This is a genomic window from Stenotrophomonas sp. YIM B13575 (genome assembly GCF_042787595.1).
In the GTDB taxonomy this organism is placed as follows: domain Bacteria; phylum Pseudomonadota; class Gammaproteobacteria; order Xanthomonadales; family Xanthomonadaceae; genus Stenotrophomonas; species Stenotrophomonas lactitubi_B.
The window spans coordinates 1-21,437 of sequence record NZ_JBHZOP010000108.1; the positions used below are offsets into that span (position 1 = coordinate 1).

The 21,437-nt window shown below is 66.7% G+C and carries 19 protein-coding genes; 8 read left to right on the forward strand and 11 right to left on the reverse strand.

Features of this window, described 5'->3' with window-relative positions; all coding sequences use genetic code 11:
• Positions 1-57: 57 nt before the first annotated feature.
• The 5 genes from ACFX4F_RS16420 to ACFX4F_RS16440 form a co-directional block, all read right to left on the reverse strand.
• Positions 58-1,854, reverse strand: coding sequence for a DUF885 domain-containing protein (locus ACFX4F_RS16420; protein WP_380657167.1), 1,797 nt, complete (start codon positions 1,852-1,854; stop codon positions 58-60).
• A 67-nt stretch (positions 1,855-1,921) separates the two neighbouring features.
• The gene (locus ACFX4F_RS16425) at positions 1,922-3,235 is read right to left on the reverse strand and encodes a M12 family metallo-peptidase (RefSeq protein ID WP_380657169.1); all 1,314 of its coding nucleotides are present in this window, start codon (positions 3,233-3,235) and stop codon (positions 1,922-1,924) included.
• A gap of 326 nt (positions 3,236-3,561) precedes the next feature.
• Positions 3,562-4,077: a cytochrome c oxidase assembly factor Coa1 family protein gene (locus ACFX4F_RS16430; protein ID WP_099819837.1), complete on the reverse strand. Its 516-nt coding sequence runs from the start codon at positions 4,075-4,077 to the stop codon at positions 3,562-3,564.
• Between the two features lie 25 nt (positions 4,078-4,102).
• Positions 4,103-6,328: a S9 family peptidase gene (locus ACFX4F_RS16435; RefSeq protein ID WP_380657171.1), complete on the reverse strand. Its 2,226-nt coding sequence runs from the start codon at positions 6,326-6,328 to the stop codon at positions 4,103-4,105.
• Positions 6,329-6,485: 157 nt separating this feature from the next.
• Entirely contained in the window at positions 6,486-7,175 is a 690-nt protein-coding gene (locus ACFX4F_RS16440) for a glutathione binding-like protein (RefSeq protein ID WP_251474249.1), read from the reverse strand.
• A 113-nt stretch (positions 7,176-7,288) separates the two neighbouring features.
• Between ACFX4F_RS16440 and ACFX4F_RS16445 the strand changes: the two genes are divergently transcribed.
• Complete coding sequence (locus ACFX4F_RS16445) at positions 7,289-7,918, forward strand: TIGR00645 family protein (RefSeq protein ID WP_099819840.1); 630 nt, start codon at positions 7,289-7,291, stop codon at positions 7,916-7,918.
• 200 nt (positions 7,919-8,118) lie between these two features.
• Positions 8,119-9,126: an energy transducer TonB gene (locus ACFX4F_RS16450; RefSeq protein WP_380657174.1), complete on the forward strand. Its 1,008-nt coding sequence runs from the start codon at positions 8,119-8,121 to the stop codon at positions 9,124-9,126.
• A 74-nt stretch (positions 9,127-9,200) separates the two neighbouring features.
• Here the strand turns inward: ACFX4F_RS16450 and ACFX4F_RS16455 are convergent, their stop codons facing one another.
• Positions 9,201-9,455, reverse strand: a complete 255-nt coding sequence (locus tag ACFX4F_RS16455) for a hypothetical protein (RefSeq protein WP_099819842.1) — start codon at positions 9,453-9,455, stop codon at positions 9,201-9,203.
• A gap of 75 nt (positions 9,456-9,530) precedes the next feature.
• Here ACFX4F_RS16455 and ACFX4F_RS16460 point away from each other — a divergent pair, with 75 nt between their 5' ends.
• Positions 9,531-10,334 (forward strand): AraC family transcriptional regulator, encoded by an 804-nt coding sequence (locus tag ACFX4F_RS16460; RefSeq protein ID WP_380657176.1) that lies wholly within the window; start codon positions 9,531-9,533, stop codon positions 10,332-10,334.
• A 73-nt stretch (positions 10,335-10,407) separates the two neighbouring features.
• On the opposite strand, the gene ACFX4F_RS16465 is transcribed toward ACFX4F_RS16460, so the two are convergent.
• The 4 genes from ACFX4F_RS16465 to ACFX4F_RS16480 form a co-directional block, all read right to left on the reverse strand.
• Positions 10,408-11,592: an ABC transporter permease gene (locus tag ACFX4F_RS16465; RefSeq protein WP_099819844.1), complete on the reverse strand. Its 1,185-nt coding sequence runs from the start codon at positions 11,590-11,592 to the stop codon at positions 10,408-10,410.
• Positions 11,589-12,335 carry an ATP-binding cassette domain-containing protein gene (locus tag ACFX4F_RS16470; protein ID WP_099819845.1) on the reverse strand — a complete coding sequence of 249 codons (747 nt, stop codon included), beginning with the start codon at positions 12,333-12,335 and terminating at the stop codon, positions 11,589-11,591. The genes ACFX4F_RS16465 and ACFX4F_RS16470 overlap by 4 nt, the downstream gene beginning before the upstream one ends.
• Positions 12,332-13,852, reverse strand: coding sequence for an alpha/beta fold hydrolase (locus tag ACFX4F_RS16475; protein WP_380657179.1), 1,521 nt, complete (start codon positions 13,850-13,852; stop codon positions 12,332-12,334). Before ACFX4F_RS16475 ends, ACFX4F_RS16470 begins: the two co-directional genes overlap by 4 nt.
• 119 nt (positions 13,853-13,971) lie before the next feature.
• Positions 13,972-15,135 carry a GGDEF domain-containing protein gene (locus tag ACFX4F_RS16480; RefSeq protein WP_380657181.1) on the reverse strand — a complete coding sequence of 388 codons (1,164 nt, stop codon included), beginning with the start codon at positions 15,133-15,135 and terminating at the stop codon, positions 13,972-13,974.
• A gap of 165 nt (positions 15,136-15,300) precedes the next feature.
• On the opposite strand from ACFX4F_RS16480, the gene ACFX4F_RS16485 reads away from it, so the two are divergent.
• The 3 genes from ACFX4F_RS16485 to ACFX4F_RS16495 all read left to right on the forward strand — a co-directional run bounded on the left by ACFX4F_RS16485 (position 15,301) and on the right by ACFX4F_RS16495 (position 18,560).
• On the forward strand, positions 15,301-15,786 hold the full coding sequence (locus tag ACFX4F_RS16485) for a DUF1203 domain-containing protein (RefSeq protein WP_380657183.1): 486 nt from the start codon (positions 15,301-15,303) through the stop codon (positions 15,784-15,786).
• A 234-nt stretch (positions 15,787-16,020) separates the two neighbouring features.
• Entirely contained in the window at positions 16,021-17,190 is a 1,170-nt protein-coding gene (locus ACFX4F_RS16490) for a lytic polysaccharide monooxygenase (protein ID WP_380657185.1), read from the forward strand.
• A 212-nt stretch (positions 17,191-17,402) separates the two neighbouring features.
• A complete protein-coding gene (locus ACFX4F_RS16495; protein ID WP_380657187.1) occupies positions 17,403-18,560 on the forward strand; it encodes a lytic polysaccharide monooxygenase in 1,158 nt (385 codons plus the stop codon).
• Positions 18,561-18,649: 89 nt separating this feature from the next.
• Here ACFX4F_RS16495 and ACFX4F_RS16500 read toward each other — a convergent pair whose 3' ends face one another.
• Entirely contained in the window at positions 18,650-19,399 is a 750-nt protein-coding gene (locus ACFX4F_RS16500; RefSeq protein ID WP_089237690.1) for a ferredoxin--NADP reductase, read from the reverse strand.
• 84 nt (positions 19,400-19,483) lie between these two features.
• Between ACFX4F_RS16500 and ACFX4F_RS16505 the strand changes: the two genes are divergently transcribed.
• Both ACFX4F_RS16505 and ACFX4F_RS16510 read left to right on the forward strand, forming a co-directional pair.
• Positions 19,484-20,452 carry an ABC transporter ATP-binding protein gene (locus ACFX4F_RS16505; RefSeq protein WP_165787261.1) on the forward strand — a complete coding sequence of 323 codons (969 nt, stop codon included), beginning with the start codon at positions 19,484-19,486 and terminating at the stop codon, positions 20,450-20,452.
• The gene (locus ACFX4F_RS16510) at positions 20,449-21,249 is read left to right on the forward strand and encodes an ABC transporter permease (RefSeq protein ID WP_099819852.1); all 801 of its coding nucleotides are present in this window, start codon (positions 20,449-20,451) and stop codon (positions 21,247-21,249) included. The genes ACFX4F_RS16505 and ACFX4F_RS16510 overlap by 4 nt, the downstream gene beginning before the upstream one ends.
• The last annotated feature ends 188 nt before the right edge of the window (positions 21,250-21,437 follow it).

Consider the following 21,437-nt stretch of genomic DNA (forward strand, 5'->3'; position numbering starts at 1 on the left):
CCGGGCCATGCCCGGCGTCTCTTCCCTTCCGCTGCGCTGGCCGGGCGTGGCCCGGCGCTACCGGTACTTCGGCACGAACACCTGGTTCACCGCTTCAGCCAGCTGGTCCGGCGGCAACAGGCCCTGGTCGAGCAGGAAGTTGTTGAACGCCAGGCGGTCGAACTTCGCGCCCAGTGCCAGCTCGGTCTGCATGCGCAGTTCGAGGATGCGGGTGTAGCCGTAGAAGTAGCTGCCCGCCTGGCCCGGCATGCGCACCATGTAGCGGTCCAGTTCCTGGGTAGCCATCGCCTTGGACAGGCCCACCTGCTCGATCAGCACGCGCTCGCCGTTGGCACGGTCGGTCAGGCCAAGGTTGAGCATCGGGTCCAGCATGGCGCGGGCGGCACGCAGCAGGCGGAACTGCAGCGCGATCATCTGCCCGTCCAGCGGCTCGTACGGCACCATCTCCGCTTCGGCGTACAGCGCCCAGCCTTCCACGTTCACCGAATTGAACGCGAACATCGTGCGCGCCAGCGACACGCCGCGCTCGACCATCGCGGTGAACTGCAGTTCGTGGCCCGGGCGGCCTTCATGCGCGCTCAGCGTCCAGGCCGCCGACCCGAAGTTGAAGTCGTCGTACTGCGCGCCCGCACCGGCCGCCGGGTTGCCCAGCGGCAGCACGAAGGTGCCCTGCTGCCCGGTGTTGTTGACCAGCGGCGCGGGCAGGAAGTGCGGTGCCGGGCTGGCAGCGCTTTCGGCGGCCGAGCCCAGGCGCATCTGCATTGCGCGCTGCGGCACATCGACGATGCGGTGCTCGCGGATCAACGGATCGATGGCATCGATCACCTTGCGGTAGTGGCCTTCCAGCTGGTCATCGGCGATCTTCTCGCCCTTCAGCGCGCGGATCACCGCCACCGGGTCGCTGGGGTCACTGACCTTCAGGCCCTTCTCTTTCGCGACAAGCGGCGCCAGCTGGCGCATCGCCGAGCGCGTTTCCATGAACTCCAGCTGCGCGCGCTGCATCAGCAGCTTCGGGTCGATATCAATGCCGACCTGCTTGAGCTGATAGGCGTACAGCGGGGCCGGCAGGCGCGCATCGGCACGCGCCTTCGGCAGCACCTCCTTGCGGGTCCATGCGGCGTACTCCTTCATCTGTGCGGCGAGCGCCTTCATCGCCTCGTCGGCACCAGCAACCTGGTACTTCTTCAGCAGCGACTCGATACCGGTGATGTAGGTCTCGACGTTGTCCAGCGACTGCTGCACTTCGATCTTCGTCGGCTGCAGCAGCGTGCTGTCCTTCAACCGCTCTTCGTAGCGCTGACGGGCCAGCGTGGTGAACGCGGTGCCGCCCGGCTGCAGGCCCGCGTACGCCTTGAGGCGATCGACCGCCTTGGCCCGGCGCTCGGCCGGCACCTGGTCGGACAGCAGCAGGTTGAGGCCGCTGAACACGCTCTGCGGCGCATCACGCCACGGCAGCAGGTACTTCTGGTTGAGCTCGCTGCCTTCGATGTTCTGGTTGGCGGCGGCGATCATGATCTCCAGGTCCTGGCGGACGTTGGGATCCTTCTCAGTGGCCAGTTTGGCCTTCAGTTCGTCGCGGGCCTTGGCCATCGCGGCGCGGTAGCGCTGGTCGTTGTCCGGGCCGAGGTCGGCGACCTTGTCGTCGTAGCCGGGCACGCCGAAGAAGCCGGTTTCCTCGGGCTGGAACGGGCCCTGGGCGTCCAGCAGGATCTGCGCCAGCGCGTTGCTGCGCGCGACCCAGGCCGGGCTGGCCGGCGTAGAGGCCTTGGCGGCCGGTGCGGCCAGGGCCGGTGGGGCCGACAGCAGCGGGGCGGCGGTCAGGGCCAGGGCGATGGCAAGCGCGATCGGCTTCATGGAGCACTCCAGGACAGGGTTGCCCGCACCCTACGCGCTCATGGCGGTGGCGACAATCGCCCGGAGGTCACGGGTGCGGATATGAGGCATCGGGGTTCTGCGCTGGCGGATCCGGGTAGAAGCCGGCAACGACGCCTTTCGTCTCGCGCAGGACTCTTGCGTTGTCATGAAGATCAACCGATCCCGTTGGCACGCCTCCGTGCTGGATGAGCGGGGATGACCAGATGTTCACCCGCGGGCAGGTCCGGTCACTGCATTCCAAGGCCATGACGGTACGCCAACCAGGCGCGTCTTCCGCGTTGAACTGATAGCCATGCCCGAATGCGAATCTGGGCGGATCAAGTGTCACGTTCTCGGGATCATGATCTGCTCCCAGCAAATGGCCGATCTCATGCGCAAGGGTGTGCTGGGCCAGGCATCTGCGCTCAACAGCGAGAAAGGCCGTTTCCCGGGTCGCCAATACCTGCTGAGCCAATCCGCATGCGGGAGCGCCCGAATGTGTATCGATGATCATCACCATCACGTCGGCTCGCTCGCCCTCGCGCGCCACGTGCAGCAGCCAGAGTGGTCCGCGCCTACCCTTTGCGATGTCGTCGAGAGTCTGATCAAGCGTGGTTTCGCGGTATCCCGGAAGCGCGTTGGCCGCCGTCTGCAACTCCAATTCAATACCGCTTGCTGCAAATCCGGCATTGGCCTCGATCACTGCAGCCCTGACCTGCTCGATTGCCGGATCCAGCCCATCCACCAGCGCGCCTGCCGCAAAGCCGTACGCAACCCGAATCACATCGCGACCTTCGCCGCTCCCGCCGGCGGCAATTCCTGTAGGAAGGTCTGGAGCGGGCCGATCTGGTCGCCGGTCCCTCACATCGTCACGCTCGTCTCGTAGAGCGCGGCGCACATCGCGCTTTACCAGTCGATCACCGTCCAGCGTGTAATGCCAGAACCCAAGGGCGAATCTCGCATGTGTTCCTGAAGCGTCCGACCAGATTCTCACGTAAGTGCGCTGCTCAAGCTTCCTTTCAGCATCCAGCGCTACGGACTTCACCTTACCCACCCACTGCAGGCCTGAGATCGAGCGCACCTCTCGTTGGGCACCTACGTCACCCGCAGGCCGGTAGATCACACTCTGGACGCTCTCGAACAGGGGTTCGGAAGGATCGCGGACAAGGTGAAGAACCCTGTCGTGGAGATCGACGGTGATCTCATCAGCAGCCAGGGCGGCCTCATTCACGCGAACCCGGCGCACCCACTCCACGTCGTCGCCTCCTCTGCGCAACCCCTGCTCGGCTTCAGCCAGCACTGCGTCTGGGAGCGCCTCCACGAATGGCTCGGCCGCCTTGGTCGGACCGACCGAAAGCAGCGCGAAGACCGTCAGTGCCACCGCGCTCCTGATTGCATACGTTCGCATTGCACGTTCCTTCCAGGATCAAGTGAAATGCTGCAGCCGAACAAACGCTGCAACGGATCAATGATTGGAATGAGTGTGCCTCAGCGTTCCGGGACGTCGCTCGCACTATCAATCCACCCTATCAAAGCGGCGAAAATTCATGGCGACACCGATGACGATCCAGCTGATCAGCGCCATGCAATGACGTGACTGAGCAGACTCCCACGAGAGGTGCTGAGCCGAGCCGAGGCTTGATCGGGAAGAGTGAATTCAACTGTGGCGGATCGCGACAGTCTCTGATTCCGCGCTCGGTCGTACAGTCACAGCGCGGCCGTCAGCGCACATTCCCCACGCGCGCGGCATTCCTGCAGTTCGCATTCGCCAGCCGCTTCGGCATCATCCAGCGCGCTCAGGTCGAAGGTCTGCTTGTCTTCGGCCAGCACGTACATCACCGGGTAATCCCAGACGTCGTCGCTGCGGGTGCCCTTCACGAACAGGCGGCCGTGCGCATGCGGTCCTTCCAGTGCCACGGTCAGGCCGACATCGCGCTCGCCGTTGATGGCGGTCTGCATGCTGCCCAGCGGCAGCGTGCCGGCCTGCAGCGGCTCGCCGAACACCTGCACCAGTTCGACGCTGCAGCCGGCCCGTCGCATCGCCTCGCGCATCGGCGCACTGTCATGCGCGGCCTCGGTCCAGCGCAGCACGCTCCAGGCGATGGCACCACCGAGGGCGGCCAGGAACAGCAGCACCGCCAGCGGCATCGCCCAGCGCCAATGCCGGCACCACCAGCCGGAGGCCAGGTTGGAGGGAGCAGGAATCGGCGGCGGCAGGGTCATGGGCGGGCTCCTTCCCGGGTGATGATCAAGGCTTCAGGCAACGTCCCAGGAAGGCTTCGGCAACGCGGTAGCGATGCAGTGCGTCGGCACCGGACAGGCCATGCTTGGCACCCGGATAGGTCATCAGTTCAAACGGCTGGCCACGCTTCTGCAGCGCGCTCATCAGGCTGGTCGAATTGGTGAACAGCACGTTGTCGTCGGCCATGCCGTGGATCAGCAGCAGCGGCGAGCGCAGGCCCTCGATGTGGGTCAGCACGCGTGCTTCGCGGTAGCCGGCATCGTTGCGCGCCGGCAGGTCCATGTAGCGCTCGGTGTAGTGGCTGTCGTACAGGCCCCAATCGGTGACCGGCGCGCCGGCCACACCGCAGGCGTAGCTGTCCGACGCCTTGGCCAGCAGCATCAGGGTCATGTAGCCGCCGTTGGACCAGCCCTGCACGCCGATGCGCGCCGGGTCCACCCACGGCTGCTGCTTCAACCACGCCACGCCGCGCAGCTGGTCGGCCACTTCCACCGTGCCCTGCTTGCCATACAGCGCGCCACCGAAGTCACGGCCACGGCGCGGGGTGCCGCGGTTGTCCAGCGAGAACACCACATAGCCCTGCTGGGCCAGATACTGGTTGAACAGATGGTCGCCACGGCCGGGCCAGCTGTCGGTGACGGTCTGGCTGGCCGGGCCGCCATACACGTACACCGCCACCGGGTAGCGCTTGGCCGGATCGAAGCCGGCCGGCTTGATCACGCTGTAGTTCAGCGGGGTCTTGCCGTCGGCAGCGGTGAGCGTGCCGAATTCGACCGGGCGCTGCGCCTCGCGGTAGCGCGCGTAGGGATGCTTGGGATCGGCCAGATCGTTCTCGACCAGGGTGGCGATCTTCTCGCCATTGGCACGGAACAGCTCGATCTGCGGCGGGGTGCTGTTGTTGGACCAGCTGTCCACGTACACGCTGGCGTTGCGCGCGAAGCTGGCGCTGTGCATGCCCGGCGCCTTCGACAGGCGCTGCGGCTGGCCGCCCTGCAGGGGGACGGCGTAGATCTGGCTTTCGCGCGCCGATTCGATGCCGGCACGGAAGTATGCCAGGCCGGCCTTTTCATCGACCGCCAGCAGTTCATCGACCGACCAGTTGCCGTGGGTCAGCGCAGTGGCCTTGCCCTTGCTGTCGATACGATACAGATGCTGGAAACCGGTGCGCTCGGACGACCACAGCACGCTGCCGTCATCGAGGAAACGCAGGCTGTTGTGCAGCGGCACCCAGGTCGGGCTGGTTTCGTGGGCCAGCACGCGCTGCTGGTTCGAGGCCAGGGTGACTTCCACCAGGTCCAGCTTCTTCTGGTCGCGCGACTGGCGCTGGAAACTCAGGTGCTGCGGATCGCGCCAGTCGACGCGGGCCAGGTAGATGTCCTGCTCCTTGCCGAGGTCTATCCACTGCGTCTGCGCCTGTTCCACCGGCGAGATCACACCCAGCTTCACCTGCACGTTGGCATCGCCCGCGGCCGGGTAACGCTGTTCGATCACATCGGTGCGGTCGGCATAGACTTCGTAGCGCTTCTGCACCGGCACCGGGCTTTCGTCGATGCGGGCGTAGGCGATGGCCGAATCGTCCGGCGCCCACCAGTAACCGGTATGGCGATCCATTTCTTCGTCGGCAACGAATTCGGCGATACCGTTGCCAATCGTCGTGCTGCCATCAGCGGTCAGCTGCATCTGCTTCCCACTGGCCAGGTCGATCACCCACAGGTTGCGGCCGCGGATGAAGCTGACGAAGCCGCCCTTGGGCGACAGCTTGGCATCGGTGGCAAAGCCTTCGCCGTGGGTCAGCTGGCGCACCGCTGCCTTGCCTTCCTGCTTGAGGTCGTACAGGTACAGCTCGCCGCCCAGCGGGAACAGCAGGCGCTGCGCGTCCGGCGACCACTGGTAGTCGACGATGCCGGTCATCGCGGCAATGCGCTGGCGCTCGCGACGGGCCTTTTCTTCGTCACTGAGGGTTTCGGTACCGGGCAGCACCACCTTGGAATCGACCAGCAGGCGGGTCTGGCCGCTGCCGATGTCATAGCTCCACAGGTCCAGCTGGTTGCGGTCGCTGTCCTTGCCGCGCAGGAAGGTCACGCGCGAGCCATCCGGTGCCACCTTCGGCTTCATCAGGGTCGGGCCGGACAACGGCAGCGGGCCGGTGATGGCTTCCAGAGTGAGTTTTTCAGCGTGGGCGACGGTAGCGGTGGCGAGCATGAGGGCGAGCGAGGCGAACAGATGGCGCATGGAGGATCCCGGCAAACGGCAGGTCCGTCACCGCGGCAGGCGCGGGACGGTCAACCTCCATCCTAACCAAGCCGGTGCGGGAAGACAGCATGACCTTCTGCCCATGAGGTCTTCCCATAATGAGTGCCGACCAACGGTCGGCACCCACCGTGCCGGGTCAGCGCTTGCCGAACAGGTGCTTGCGCTCTTCGTCGCTGAGCGGCTTGCCGGCGTCCGGGTTCACCTGCGTGCGCAGCGCATAGGCGCGCTGGGTGGCGGGACGGGCGGCGATGGCCTGATGCCAGCGCTTGAGGTGGGGGAAGGCGTCGAAGTCCGCCGGCAGCTTGTCGTAGGCGCCAACCCACGGGTAGCTGGCCATGTCGGCGATGGTGTAGTCCTCGCCGGCCAGGAAGGCGTGCTCGGCCAGGCGCTTGTCCATCACCCCGTGCAGGCGGCGCACTTCATTGTCGTAGCGCTCGATCGCGTACGGGATCTTCTCCGGCGCGTACACGTTGAAGTGGCCCATCTGCCCGCTCATCGGGCCCAGCCCGGCCATCTGCCAGAACAGCCATTCCAGGGTGGTGACGCGGCCACGCGGGTCGGCCGGCAGGAAGCGGCCGGTCTTCTCGGCCAGGTACAGCAGGATCGCGCCGGACTCGAACACGCTCTGCGGGGCGCCGCCGTCGGCCGGGGCGTGGTCGACGATGGCCGGCATCTTGTTGTTGGGGGAAATGGCCAGGAATTCCGGCTTGAACTGGTCGCCCGAGCCGATGTTGACCGGGTGGATGCGGTACTCCAGGCCGGCTTCTTCCAGCAGCAGGGTCACTTTGTGGCCGTTCGGGGTAGGCCAGTAATACAGGTCGATCATGGCGGCGGCTCTGGGGTACGGAAAGGAACCTGAAGTCTAGTGCGTGCGTTGGCTTGGCACCGTCATGGCGGGCCGGTAACCTCGCCTCTTCCCCGAAACGCAGCATCCCCCGCATGAGTGCAAACCGCCCGCCGCTCTCCCCGTTGTCCACCTTGATCTTCGCCTCGCGCTGGCTGCAGCTGCCGCTGTACCTGGGTTTGATCGTTGCCCAGTGCGTTTATGTGTTCCTGTTCGGCAAGGAACTGTGGCACCTGATCTCGCACTCGGTGTCGATGGGCGAGCAGCAGATCATGCTGATCGTGCTGGGCCTGATCGATGTGGTGATGATCTCCAACCTGCTGGTGATGGTGATCGTCGGCGGCTATGAAACCTTCGTCTCGCGCCTGCGCCTGGAAGGCCACCCGGACCAGCCGGAGTGGCTGAGCCACGTCAACGCCAGCGTGCTGAAGGTAAAGCTGGCCATGGCGATCATCGGCATCTCCTCGATCCACCTGTTGAAGACGTTCATTGCAGCCAGCCCGCTGAACGGCCTGCCGCTGTGCAAGCCGGAACAATGGGCGGCAGCGGCTTCGTCGGCATCGGCCAGCTTCTACAACGCCGGCCCCGATACCTGCACGACCCTGACCCCCGATGGTGTGCTGTGGCAGACCATCATCCACTGCGTGTTCATCCTGTCGGCGATCGGCATCGCCTGGACCGACAAGCTGATGTCCAACAGCCACAGCAAGGCTGCCGCGCACTGACGCCATCGCCGGCGGCGGCACGACTGCCGCTGCCGGCGCCGCTCCCGGCCCTTGTACGCAAGGGTGGCCGGGATGCTAGATTGCACCCTCGCTGCAGGCGACGGTGACGCTGGGAAACGTCCCCCGCCACGCCCGGATCTTCCGTTCCGGCCATGCGTATCTACGTTTTTCGTAACGTCGTCTTCTTAGAGGGGAGCAGGATGTCGCACGTCGCAATGATCGCTGCCGCGCGCCGGTGGTTGCCGGTCGCTCTGGCCTTGGCCCTGGCTGCCTGCTCGGGCAAGGAAGAAACACCGGCCCCGGCCGCGCAGGGTGCCGCCGCCCCCACCGCTGCAGCGCCAGCCGCACCGGCGGTGGCTGCCAAGGTGCAGTCGATGGGCACCGAGCAGCTGCGCGAATCGGCCAGCCAGGCACTGCGCGAGAACCGCATGTACGCCCCGGCCGGCGACAACGCCATCGAGTACTATCTCGCGCTGCGCGACAAGACCCCGGACGATGCCTCGGTGAAGAGCGCGCTGACCGACCTGCTGCCCTACACCCTGATCGCCGCCGAGCAGCACCTGGGCCGCGAGGACTTCACCGAAGCGCAGCGGCTGGTTGCCCTGATCGAAAAGGTCGACGCCTCGGCCCCGGCCCTGCCGCGCCTGAAGGAAGGCCTGAGCAAGGGCGTACAGATCGCGGCCAAGCGCACCGAAGACGAGACCGAGAAGGTCAAGAAGGACGCTGAAGACCGCACCAAGCAGCTGGCCGAGCAGCAGCGCCTGAGCGAACAGCGCGCCAAGGAAGCCGAGGCGGCCAAGCAGATTGCCGCGCAGCAGGATGTTGCCCGTCGTGACAGCGAGCGCCAGGAAGCCGAGCGCCAGGCCGCCGCGCGCCGTGATGCCGAGCAGAAGCAGCAGCAGGCCGCTGCCCAGCAGGCCAACGCCGCCCGCCAGGCCGCGACCGCCGCTGCGCCAAGCCTGCGCCCGGTCAGCACGCCGGCACCGCGTTACCCGGCCGAAGCGCTGCGTTCGGGTACCTCCGGCGAAGTGCTGGTGGAAATCACCGTCGGCACCGACGGCTCGGTGACCAACGCGCGCGTGCTGCGCGCGACGCCCTCGCGCGTTTTCGATCGCGAAGCCCTCAACGCGGTCAAGCGCTGGCGTTTCGAGCCGGTCAATGCCCCGGTCACCACCCGCCGCACGCTGGTGTTCGCACCGGGCGGCTGATGCCCAAAGCGGTAGCGCCGGGCCGCGCCCGGTGGTTCTGGAGCAAGGCCCGGCATGTCCGGGCCTTGTACGTTTCAGGCTGCGCCGTCGATCAACCGTTGCAGCGCCGGATCACGTGCGGCCAGCACCTGGAACAGGCCCAGTGCGTGCAGTCCGGGCAGCAGACTGCGCAGATCTGCTTCGGCGGCGACACGGGTGGCGGCATCACCGGCCGGGTCCTGCCAGTCGCGGACGCTGGCGAGAAAGGCGCCGACGCTGCCCTTGCGCACGGTAAGGCCGTTCACCTGCACGTCGTTCTGGTGATCGGGAAGGATGTCCTGCGGTTGCATGGCGTGCTCCTGGGGAATGGACGACCAGTTTCAACGCTCGCCGCCGACTGTTCTGCCGTATAACTGCCAATGGATATGGCAAAGCAGACACCCCAGACGCCGTTGATCGATCCTGCACTGGCCGATGCCAGCAGAGGGCCGGCCCTGCTCGGCACGCAGTTGGCGATGCCGGGTTCCCGCCGCACCGCCCGCCACCAGCACGCGCGCGGGCAAATGCTGGGCGCCCACACGGGCCTGCTGCGGATCGAGGCGGGCGACATCCACTGGCTGCTTCCGGCCGGACACGTGGCATGGCTTCCGCCGCAGCACCCGCATGCGCTTTCCAGCATCGGCAGCTTCGATGGCTGGAGCCTGTACTTCAGCAGGGAAGCCTGCGCAGGCTTGCCCACCACACCACGCATCTTCCAGCCCAGCGACCTGCTGCAGGTGGCAGTGCCGCGGGCACTGCGGTGGTCCGGGCAGGCGTTGGATGCGGTGCAGCAGCGCCTGGCCGGTGTGATCATCGATGAGATCGCCGCCGGCACGCCTTTGCCGCTGGCCCTGCAGCAACCCAGCGACCGCCGCCTGCGTCGCATCGCCTCGGCCCTGGCGCGCGCGCCGCATGACACCCGCAGCGTCGAGGACTGGGCCGCAGCGAGCGGCCTGTCCAGTCGCAGCCTCGCCCGCCGCTGGCAGGCCGAGACCAACATGACCCTGACCCACTGGCGGCAGCGCCTGCGCGTGCTGCTGGCGCTGCCGCGATTGCTGGCCGGTGAGCCGGTCACCACCGTCGCACTGTCATTGGGCTACGACATGCCCAGCTCTTTCATCGCCGTGTTCAAGCGCGAAATGGGAGTGACGCCGGCACGGTATGGAGACGGAAACGCCTCACTGCGCTGACATGAACAAGGCCCGGGGATGACCGAGCCTCGTTCTGCATCCGCCGGGCATGGCCCGGCGCTACCGGTTACGCTCAGCCGGAAATCGCCAGGCGTTCGTTGTGGTAACGACGCACAGCAGCAAACCACAGCACTGCGGCCAGACCCAGGCTTGCGCCGAGGTAGACCGCCCAGATGGTCGGGCTGATCGCCTCGTGGCGGATCACCTTCAACAGCATCTGGTTCTGCGACAGGAACGGCACTGCGTACTGCCACAGCTCGCTCTTCACCGGGTAGGCCATCAACGCGTAGCCGGGCAGCATCGGCAGCAGCACCAGCCAGGTCATGTGGCTCTGCGCTTCCTTCATGCTCTTGGCCGCGGCCGAGAGGAAGGTCAGCAGCGAGGTGCCGATCAGCAGCATCGGCACCATCACCAGCAGCATCTGCAACATCGAGCCGATGTTCATGTTGAGCTGCCGGCCGACATTGCCGGGCGCGATCTGCGCACTGGCCTTGAACGCGATCAAGGTCAGCAGCAACGAGGCGAAGCCGACCACGCAGGCGGCGGCGATCTTGCCGCTGACGATGGCGCTGCGCGAACCCGGGGTCGCCAGCAGCGGCTCCAGCGATTGCCGCTCGCGCTCACCAGCGGTGGCATCCATCACCAGATAGGCGCCACCAATGAACGAGGTCAGCGTCAGCAGCACCGGCAGCAGCATCGACAGCATCATGCCGCGCTTGGCCTCGGCGCTGGCCATGTCCTGGGTAGCCACCTCCAGCGGCCGCGCCACCTGTGCGTCGACGCCACGTGCCATCAGCCGCAGTGCACCGACCTGGCCGTTGTAGGTCGCCAGGGCCGCCTGCAGGCGGGCGCTGGGCACCTCGGCGGCGCGCCGGGTACTGTCACGGATCACTTCCACCAGCGCGGGCTTGCCGTCGGCCCAGTCCTTGCCGAAATCGGGGCTGATGCGCAGCGCGACGTCGATCTCCTGCGAGCGGATCGCCTCGGCCAGATCCTTCGGCGCCGGCGCGGTGTTCAGCCCCTGCGCGGCCAGGAAACGCACCAGGTTCGGCGCATTCTCGGCACCGATGGTCGGGATCTGCAGTGGCTGTTCAATCTGGATGCGCACACGGCTTTCGGCCAGCTTGCCCATGCCCAGGATCAGCAGCGGGTACAGCAAGGGACCAAACAGCAGGGTCAGCATCAGGGTGCGGCGGTCACGCGAGAGGTCGCGCAGTTCCTTGCGCATCACCGTCATCATGGTCGACATCATGCTCATGCGTGCAGGCCCTCTTCGCTGCCGATCAGTTTCACGAACGCATCTTCCAGGTTGGGTTCGCCGGACTGCGCACGCAGTTCATCGGCACTGCCGGCGGCCATCACCGTTCCCTTGGCGATGATCACGATGTGGTCACACAGCGCACCGACCTCCTGCATGATGTGGCTGGACAGGATCACGCAGCGCCCTTCCTCGCGCAGGCCCAGCAGGAAGCGGCGAAGTGCGCGGGTGGTCATCACGTCCAGGCCGTTGGTGGGTTCGTCGAGGATCACGTTGCGCGGATCGTGCACCAGCGCGCGGGCAATGGCGGTCTTGGTTCGCTGGCCCTGCGAGAAGCCATCGGTCTGGCGGTCGAGGATGTCGCCCATGTCCAGCGCATGCGACAGCACTTCGATGCGTTCGCGGATGCGCGACGCGGACAGGCCATGCAGCTCGCCGAAGTAAGCGATGTTCTCGCGCGCGGTCAGTCGCTTGTAGACGCCACGCGCGTCGGGCAGTACGCCGAGATGACGACGTACTTCCACCGGATCGCGGGCGGCGTCGATGCCATCGACGGTGATGCTGCCTTCATCCGGCGTCATCAGCGTGTACAGCATGCGCATGGTGGTGGTCTTGCCGGCGCCGTTCGGCCCGAGCAGGCCGGTGATGCGGCCATCCTCGGCGCGGAAGCCGACATCGGCCACCGCCTGGATACGGCCGGTGCGGGTGTTGAAGGCCTTGTGCAGGTTGTCGGCGACGATCATGGGGCCCATCCGTTGAACGAGGTGAACGCCGGCACGTAGCTCAGCGTGTCCAGGCAGCTGGCATCCAGCGCCTTGGCATCGGTGGTGTCGATGAACTGGCCGAGCAGGCGCGGCATGCAACCGGCGGTCAGGGTGCCGTGGCCTTGCCCGCGGGCGACCAGCGCACGTCCCTTCGGCAGCCCCTTGAGCACCTGTTCGGCGTAACGCGGCGGCGTCACCGGGTCCAGCTCGCCGGACAGCAGCAGCACCGGCAGATCGCTGCGCAGCGGCGCTACCGCAGCCGCCGGCTGATGCGGCCACACCGGGCAGGCGGCGAAGAACGCACGCGCCGCTTCCGGTCCGAACAGCGCGCCTCCGCTTTCCGCCGGCGCCTGGTAGCGCGGTGCATCTTCGCTGCAGATCACCGACCACTGCATGCCGCGGTTGATCTGGAAGTCCATGCTGCGGGTCGCACCGCGTACCAGCGAGGCCAGTGGCGCGTAGCGCCCCTGCGTGGCCTCGTCCAGCACCAGTGGCAGCAGCGAGGAATACTGCGGCACGTAGGAGAAGGCAAACGCCAGGCCGACCACGCTGTCCGGGGTCAACACATCCTTGCGCGGTGCATTCGTACCCGGATCGCGATACTCGACGGTTACCGGCGTGCGGCGCAGGGTGTCCGCAACGCTGCGCAGTTGTGCCCGGGTATCGACCGGGAAGCGCTTGCTGCAGGCAGCATCCTTGCGACACTGCGCCGACTGCAGGGTGATGGCGTTGTCGAAGGTATTGGCGAACTCACCCCCTACCACCAGATCGTTCGGCACCACGCCGTCGATGACGATGCTGCGGGTGTGTTGCGGGTAGGCCGCCGCATAGCGCTGGGCAACGCGGGTGCCGTACGAGCCGCCGACCAGGTTGAGCGTATCGGCGCCCAGCGCCTGGCGAACCGCGTCCAGATCGGCGATGGCCTCGGCAGTGGTATAGAAGCGCGGGTCGGCACGGCCCTTCAGCGACGCAGCGCAGCGTTCGGCGTACTCGCGCAGCAGCGCTTCGCTGGGCGCAGCCTCTTCATCCATCGGCAGCTCCTTGCCATCCGCGCCCAGGCAGCTGAGCGGGTTGGAGCCGCCGGTGCCGCGCTGGTCAATCAGGAAGATGTCGCGCTGCTTGCGCACCTGGCGCAGTGCCGTATCGACGATGACGGCGACCTCGCTGGCCGCCTGGCCGGGGCCGCCGGCAAGGAAGAACACCGGGTCTGGCAGACCCGAACCACTGTTGCCCGACTCCAGCCAGGCAATGCGCAGGTCGATCCTGCGGCCGTCGGGCTTGCTCCGGTCTTCCGGCACCTGGAACGTGGCGCACTGCGCCTCGACGTTGTCGCTGGCGCCTTCAGTGGCCAGCGTGCAGGGACGGAAATCGATCTGGCCGTAGCGGCGGCTGGGCGTATCGCCCGCGCCGTCGGTGCCTGCCTGCGGCGGTGCGCTGCAGCCGGCAATCAGCATGCTGGCCAGCAACCCGGCCCGCGCGAAATGGTGTCGTTGCATCGTGCGTGATTCCCCTGGGAATGTTCCTGTCCACCACGACGGTGTGCCGCGGCAGATGTGACCAAACAGATGTGACCCAACTTACACGCGCCGGGCGCTGGCGGCGACAGGTGGATGTCCTAGGCCGGCGTCGGCACCGCCACCAGGCGGTTGCGGCCCTCGGCCTTGGCCCGGTACAGGGCGCTGTCGGCCAACGCGATCAGGCCGGAAAGATCGGTCCGGCCGTCGTCAAGCACCAGGCCGATGCTGGCGGTCACCGCCACCGGACCGGTGTCGAGCAGGGCCGGACGCTGCTGCAGCCCGTGGCGGATCGCGTCGGCCAGCGCCGTCGCCTCATGGCCGCTGCTGCCAGGCAGCAGCAGCAGGAACTCCTCGCCCCCGTAGCGGCTGAGCAGATGCACGCGGCCGATCGCGCAGCGCTGCAGCACCCCGGTGAAATGCTGCAGCACCTGGTCACCCGCCAGATGGCCCCAACGATCGTTGACCTGTTTGAAATGATCCACATCCAGCAGCAGCACCGCCAACGACGCACCGTGCCGGCGTCCCTGTTCCAGCTGCAGCTGCCCATCCGCCAGCACCGCGCTGCGATTGAGCAGGCCGGTAAGACCATCGATCCGTGCCGCCCGGCGCAGTTCCACCAGCATACGTTCGACCAGCAGCAGCACCAGTGCGAAGCAACGGGCCAGCTCCAGCATCACCCCGGCCAGGTAGGTCACGAACATCGGCGTGCCGGTGCGCATGATGTCCTCGCCGGCGCCGGCCGCCACCGGCAGGAACAGGCGCACCACGTACAGCAGGCCCTCGGCGAGGAATACCGCCGCAGCCAGCCTGCAGCTGGTGCGTTGCTGTGGCGGGGCGTGGCGCAGCAGCAGCCAGGCGATCCAGCCATCGATGAGCGCAGCGAACACACTGAACACATGCAGGCGCACGACCAGGTTCGGCCACGGCACCAGGAACAGGAAGATGCCGGCCATGAACGCGGCCACCAGCAACAGCGGTCGCCATACCGGCAGGGGTTGGCCCAGATGCAGGGCCATGCCACGCAGCAGCAGCACCGCGCAGGCGGCCATCGCCGCGTTGCCGGCCAGAATCGCCGGCACCTGCGGCAGGTAGGGACGCAGCGCCAGCAGGGTCACCCCCAGGGTCAGGGCCCACAGGCTGAGCGTCCATAGCCGCAGCACCGGTTGCCCGCGCAGCACCACCAGCAGCAACGAGAACCCCAGCGCGATGCCCACGCAGAGCAGGAAGCCAAGCACGGCGACGGTGGGGAAATCCAGGGACATGCGGCGCTGCATGAAGGGCGGCGCGCGCATCTTAGCGCCTTGTGGCGGCCGCACGGACCGTCGCACCTGGGCAGGGCCAGGCGGGCGATCGAATCCGGTGGCGGAAAATGGCGAGCACGCAGTTCGTAGCGCCGACAGAATGCGCGGAAAACCGGGAGAGACTCCATGCATTCGTGGCAACTCAGTGGCATAGACCACCAGCCGTTCGAAGCGCTTTTCGAATCCAGCGACGATGCGTTGGCTGCACGGGGAATCGTGCGGCGGCGCGCCGGCGACAGCGGTGGCTACCCCTGCAGGGTCAGCCTGACCGACGCGCCTGCGGGTGCCGAACTGCTTCTGCTGCCTTACACACACCTGGACACACGTTCGCCTTACCGCGCGTCGGGCCCGATCTTCGTGCAGCGCGGTGCCACCCGCTGCGTGCTGCCGGCAGGCGTGGTACCTGCCTACGTGCACCGTCGGCTGATTTCAGTGCGTGCCTATGACAGCGCGGACTTCATGCTGAGCGGCCTGGTCTGCCAAGGCACCGAGGTTGCTGCGCAGCTGGACCGGTTGTTTGCCGATACGACGGTGGCCTTCGTGCACCTGCACAACGCAGGGCATGGGTGCTTTTCGTGCCGGGTGGATCGGGCAGGCAATCACCGGGCATGACCGTGCGCGAACGTGATCGTTGCCGCGCTGCAGGCGTGACCGCCAACGCATTCGTTCAGTGTGGCGTGAAGCCTGCGGGAAGGGCTTCACACACGTAGTCACGGATCGGTGTTGACGTGGTTTCCCGCTGTGCGTTGCCGCTCGATACTCGCGGCGGTACCGCTCATTGTCCGTCGCGTAGCACAGCGCGGGTGCTGCGGTCACCGCTCCCTTCGACGATCACAAGGATGCGCCATGTCTCTGCGATACCCCCCCTTGCTGCTGGCTACCGTCTTCGTTGGCGCCGGTGTTGGCGTTGCCGGCAACGCGGCCGCACACGGCACGATGATCACCCCGGTCAGCCGCGTTTATGCCTGCTTCCAGGGCAACCCGGAAAACCCCACCAACCCGGCCTGCGCGGCCGCCAAAGCAGTGGCCGGCTCGCAGGCGTTCTACGACTGGAACGGCATCAACCAAGCCAACGCCAACGGCAACCACCAGGCCGTGGTGCCCGACGGCAAGCTGTGCAGCGGCAACAATCCGACTTTCCGCGGCCTGGACCTGGATCGCAGCGACTGGCAGACCACGCCGATCCAGCCGGATGCGAACGGCAAGTTCACCTTCGTGTTCAAAGCCACCGCCCCGCATGCCACGCGCGACTGGAAGTTCTTCGTCACCCGCGCCGGCTGGCAGCCCGGCAGCCCGCTGCGCTGGGCCGACCTGCAGGAGTTCTGCTCGCTGGGCAATACGCCGCTGTCGGCCGATGGCACCTACAAGCTGCAGTGCACGCTGCCGCAGCGCAGCGGCCAGCATGTGATCTACAACACCTGGCAGCGCTCGGATTCGACCGAAGCGTTCTACACCTGCATGGATGTGCGCTTTGAAGGCGGCGGTGGTACCACGCCGGTGCCGCAGTGGCAGGATGCCGGGCCGGTCACCGCGCGTACCGAGCTGCCGGTGGGCACCACGTTGGCCTTGCGTGTGTTCAATGCCAACGGCAACGACGTGGAACGTGTGGAAGCCACGCTGGCCGCAGGCCAGACCACGCCGGCACAGTGGCCGCTGGCGCTGGCCCGCAAGGTCAATGCCAGCGCCCAGCACGCGCGCGTGGGTGTGCTCAGCAACGGCGCGATCACGCCGACCGCCTCGGCCACCGACAACCGCGTGTATCTGAAGGACGGCAACCGCTTCCAGCTGGACACGAAGGTGCCGGACCCGGGCACGCCCTCACCCGGCGGAGACTTCGACCATGTGTATCCGGCCGGCATCGGCAGCTACGTGCCCGGGCAGACCGTAGTGAAGAGCAGCGACGGCAAGCTCTACGCCTGCCGCCCGTTCCCGGAAGGCGCGTGGTGCAACGTCAATGCCGAGGCGTACCGGCCGGGCGTGGGCGCGGCCTGGCGCGATGCCTGGGTGCCGTACTGACTGAGTGATGGAGCGGGAGCGGCGCCCTCGTGCCGCCCCGCTTCTGCAATCGGGCAGATGCAGATCCGCCGGAACGGCATCAAGTGTTAACCCGTTCGCGCTGGCAATGCACATTGCGTCGCAGCCTGCGGCTTTTCGGAATCGTTGAATGGATGGCGCTGTGCATCGTGTGGAGACTCGCTGGTCCTTCCACCGTTCACAGGATCCCCACCATGCAACCGCTCAATCGACTCGCTCTCGCGATGACTGCCATCGCCGGCCTGGGCGTCTCTGCCGGTGCGCTGGCACACGGCACCATGTCCAAACCCAGCAGCCGGGTCTATGCCTGCTTCCAGGGCAATCCGGAGAACCCGACCAATCCCGCCTGTGCCGCCGCAAAGGCGATCGGTGGCGCACAGCCGTTCTATGACTGGGCCGGCGTCAACCAAGCCAGCGCCAACGGCAACCACCAGGCCGTGGTGCCGGACGGGCAGTTGTGCAGCGGTGGCAACAGCAAGTACCGCGGCCTGGATCTGGATCGGTCCGACTGGTCGACCACGCCGATCCGTGCCGATGGAAACGGCCGCTACACCTTTGAATTCCTTGCCTCCGCCCCGCATGCCACCCGTGACTGGAAGTTCTATGTGACGCGCGAAGGATGGCAGCCAGGTACGCCCGTGGGCTGGTCGGATCTGCAGGAGTTCTGCGTCCTCGGCAACGTGCCGCTGTCGGAAGGTGGTGTCTACAAGCTGGACTGCCCGTTGCCCCAGCGCACCGGCCAGCATCTGATCTACAACACCTGGCAGCGCTCGGATTCGGCCGAGGCGTTCTACACCTGCATGGACGTGCGTTTCGAGGGGGGCGGTGGTGTGACGCCGCCGCCGCAATGGCACGATGCCGGCCCTGTCACCGCGCGCGGAGCCCTGGACGCGGGTACGACCCTCACCCTGCGCGTGTTCAACGCGAACGGCAATGATCTGGAACGCATCGACACCACGCTGACCACTGGCCAGACGCTGCCAACGCAGTGGCCGCTGACGTTGGCCCGTGCGGTCAATGCAGGTGCGCGGCATGCCCGTATCGGCGTGCTGGAGAATGGTGTGATCACGCCGATTGCTTCGGCAACGGCGAACCGCGTCTATCTGGCGCAGGGCCACCGGTTCCAGCTGGATACGAAGGTGCCTGATCCGGTGCAGCCGCCGGGCGACTTCGATTTCATCTATCCGGCCGGCATCGGCAGCTACGTGCCCGGGCAGACCGTGGTGAAGGGCAGCGACGGCAAGCTCTATGCCTGCCGCCCGTTCCCGGAAGGCGCGTGGTGCAACGTCAATGCCGAGGCGTACCGCCCGGGCGTGGGTTCGGCCTGGCGCGATGCCTGGGTGCCGTACTGAGGCATGGTCCGGGGGCGGCGTGATGCCGCCTCCGGTGAGGGCTTCGTGCGTCCATGAGGTTGCCGGCCAGCGGCCGGCACTACCTGGGCCTATTTGCTGCTGACGTACTTCTCGCGGCGGATCTGCGGATTGCCCAGGCCCGCCGCCTTCAGCGCTTCTGCACAGGCGTCGACCATGTCCGGGTTGCCGCACAGGTAGGCGATGTCGGTGGCCGGGTCCGGCGTGAACTCCGCCAGCGCCTGCTGCACGTAGCCATGGTGCACGTCCGGGTGCGGCTCGGCTGGCAGTTCCCGCGACAGGCACGGCACATAACGGAAGTTCGGGTGCTTTTCGGCGAAGCTGTAGAAGTCTTCGCTGTACAGCAGCTCGCCCGGGCTGCGTGCACCCTGCAGCAGGACCACCTGCACCCCGCGCTCGGCCATCGCCGTTGCCAGCAATGGCAGCATCGAGCGGTACGGGGTGACGCCGGTACCGGTGGCAATCAGCAGGTAGCGGCCGTTGTGGTCGCCGGGGTTCAGGCAGAACCGACCGTAGGGGCCGGACGCGCTGACCTGGCCGCCGATGTCCAGCGCCTCGAACAGGGCCGTGGCGGCGCCGCCGGGGACGAAGCTGACCGCGATATCCACCGCCTCGCCCGGGCCCAGCGCGTGGTCGTGGATGGTCGCCAGCGAATAGCTGCGCTTGGTTTCGGTGCCATCGGCGTAGCTGAAATGGACCTGGATGAACTGGCCGGGCTGGAAATCCAGCGGCTGGCCGTCGTCACGCACGAACTGGTAATGGCCGATGGAGGGCGCCAGCATGCGGCGGTCGACCAGTTTGATGGGGAATTGGACAGGCACGACTTTTCGGGACAGTGTGTAGCCGGGGCAAGCCCTCGGGGTCTTCTATAATAGACCTTCCCCGCCCCTCTCCAGCGCCAGCCCATGGGCGCGAAGGCTTCGAGCTTGGCTTCCCTGAACGATACGGCGCCCGCCCTGCGCGTGCGCGACCTGCGTAAAACCTATGACAACGGCACCCAGGCCCTGAAAGGGGTCTCGCTGGAAGTGGCCCCCGGCGACTTCTTCGCCCTGCTGGGCCCGAACGGCGCCGGCAAGTCCACCCTGATCGGCATCATCAGCTCCCTGGTCAATCTCAGCGAGGGCCAGGTGGAGGTGTTCGGCAGCGACCTGGTGCGCAACCGCAGCGCCACCATGCGCCTGATCGGGCTGGTGCCGCAGGAGATCAACTTCAACCTGTTCGAAAAGCCCTTCGACATCCTGGTGAACTACGCCGGTTTCTACGGCGTGCCGCGCGCGGAAGCCGAGCAGATGGCCGAAGTGGAGCTCAAACGCGCCCACCTGTGGGAGAAGGCGCAGGTGATGAGCCGCACCCTGTCCGGTGGCATGAAGCGCCGGCTGATGATCGCCCGCGCGATGATGACCCGGCCGCGCCTGCTGATCCTGGACGAACCGACCGCCGGCGTTGACATCGAGATCCGCCGCGACATGTGGCGGGTGCTGAAGGAGATCAACGCCGCCGGCACCACGATCATCCTGACCACCCACTACCTGGAAGAGGCCGAGCATCTGTGCCGCAACCTGGCCATCATCGACCATGGCCAGATCGTCACCCAAGGCCCGATGCGCGAACTGCTGGCCAAGCTTGATGTGGAAGGCTTCCTGCTGGACATCGACGGCGCCCTGCCCGCCCAGCTGCCAGTGATCGAGGGTGCGACCCTGATCGCCACCGACGGCCATACGCTGGATATCGACATGCCGCGCGCGATGGATCTGAACCGCGTGTTCGAGGCACTGAACGCAGCGGGCATCCGCGTGCGTTCGATGCGTACCAAGAGCAACCGCCTGGAGGAACTGTTCGTGCGCCTCACCGGCAACCAGGAGACGTCCGCATGAGCAGCACCCCGACCCCGGTCCTGACCGACGGGCAGCGCAACCGCATCGCACTGATGACCATCGTGCGCCGCGAAGTCGCCCGCATCATGCGCATCTGGGGCCAGACCCTGGTGCCGCCGGCGATCACCATGACCCTGTACTTCCTGATCTTCGGCGGCCTGATCGGTTCGCGCGTGGGCGACATGGGCGGCTACACCTACATGCAGTTCATCGTGCCGGGCCTGGTGATGATGAGCGTGATCCAGAACAGCTACGGCAACATCAGTTCGTCGTTCTTCGGCGCCAAGTTCGGCCGCCACGTGGAAGAGCTGCTGGTCAGCCCGATGCCGAACTGGGTGATCCTGTGGGGCTACGTGGCCGGTGCGGTGCTGCGCGGCCTGATGGTCGGCGTGATCGTGCTGATCATCGCGATGTTCTTCACCCCGGTGCGCATCCCGCATCCGCTGGTGACGCTGACCACGGTGATCCTGGGCGCGACGATCTTCTCGCTGGCCGGCTTCATCAACGCGGTCTATGCGAAGAAGTTCGATGACGTGGCAATCGTGCCGACCTTCATCCTGACCCCGCTGACCTACCTGGGCGGCGTGTTCTATTCGGTGAAGCTGCTGCCGCCATGGGCGGAGGCGGCCACGCACGCGAACCCGATCTTCTACATGGTCAACGCGTTCCGCTATGGCCTGCTGGGCAGCAGCGATGTGCCGGTGGTGGTGGCGTATGCGCTGATGATCGGTTTCGTGGTGGTGCTGACGGCGCTGGCGCTGTGGCTGCTGAAGCGTGGCGTGGGCATGCGCAGCTGAGGATGTCCTGCAGGGCCTGCGGCCCTGCACCCGCGGTGGTAGTGCCGGCCGCTGGCCGGCAACGTCAACGTCAAAGGCGAGATATCCGTGGGTTGGCGGGGTGGTGTCGGGTTGCGGGGACGCCGCAAGTACGTCCTTGTAGGCTTGGCCGCGCCATCCATGGCGCGGACACCCCGCAACCCGACACC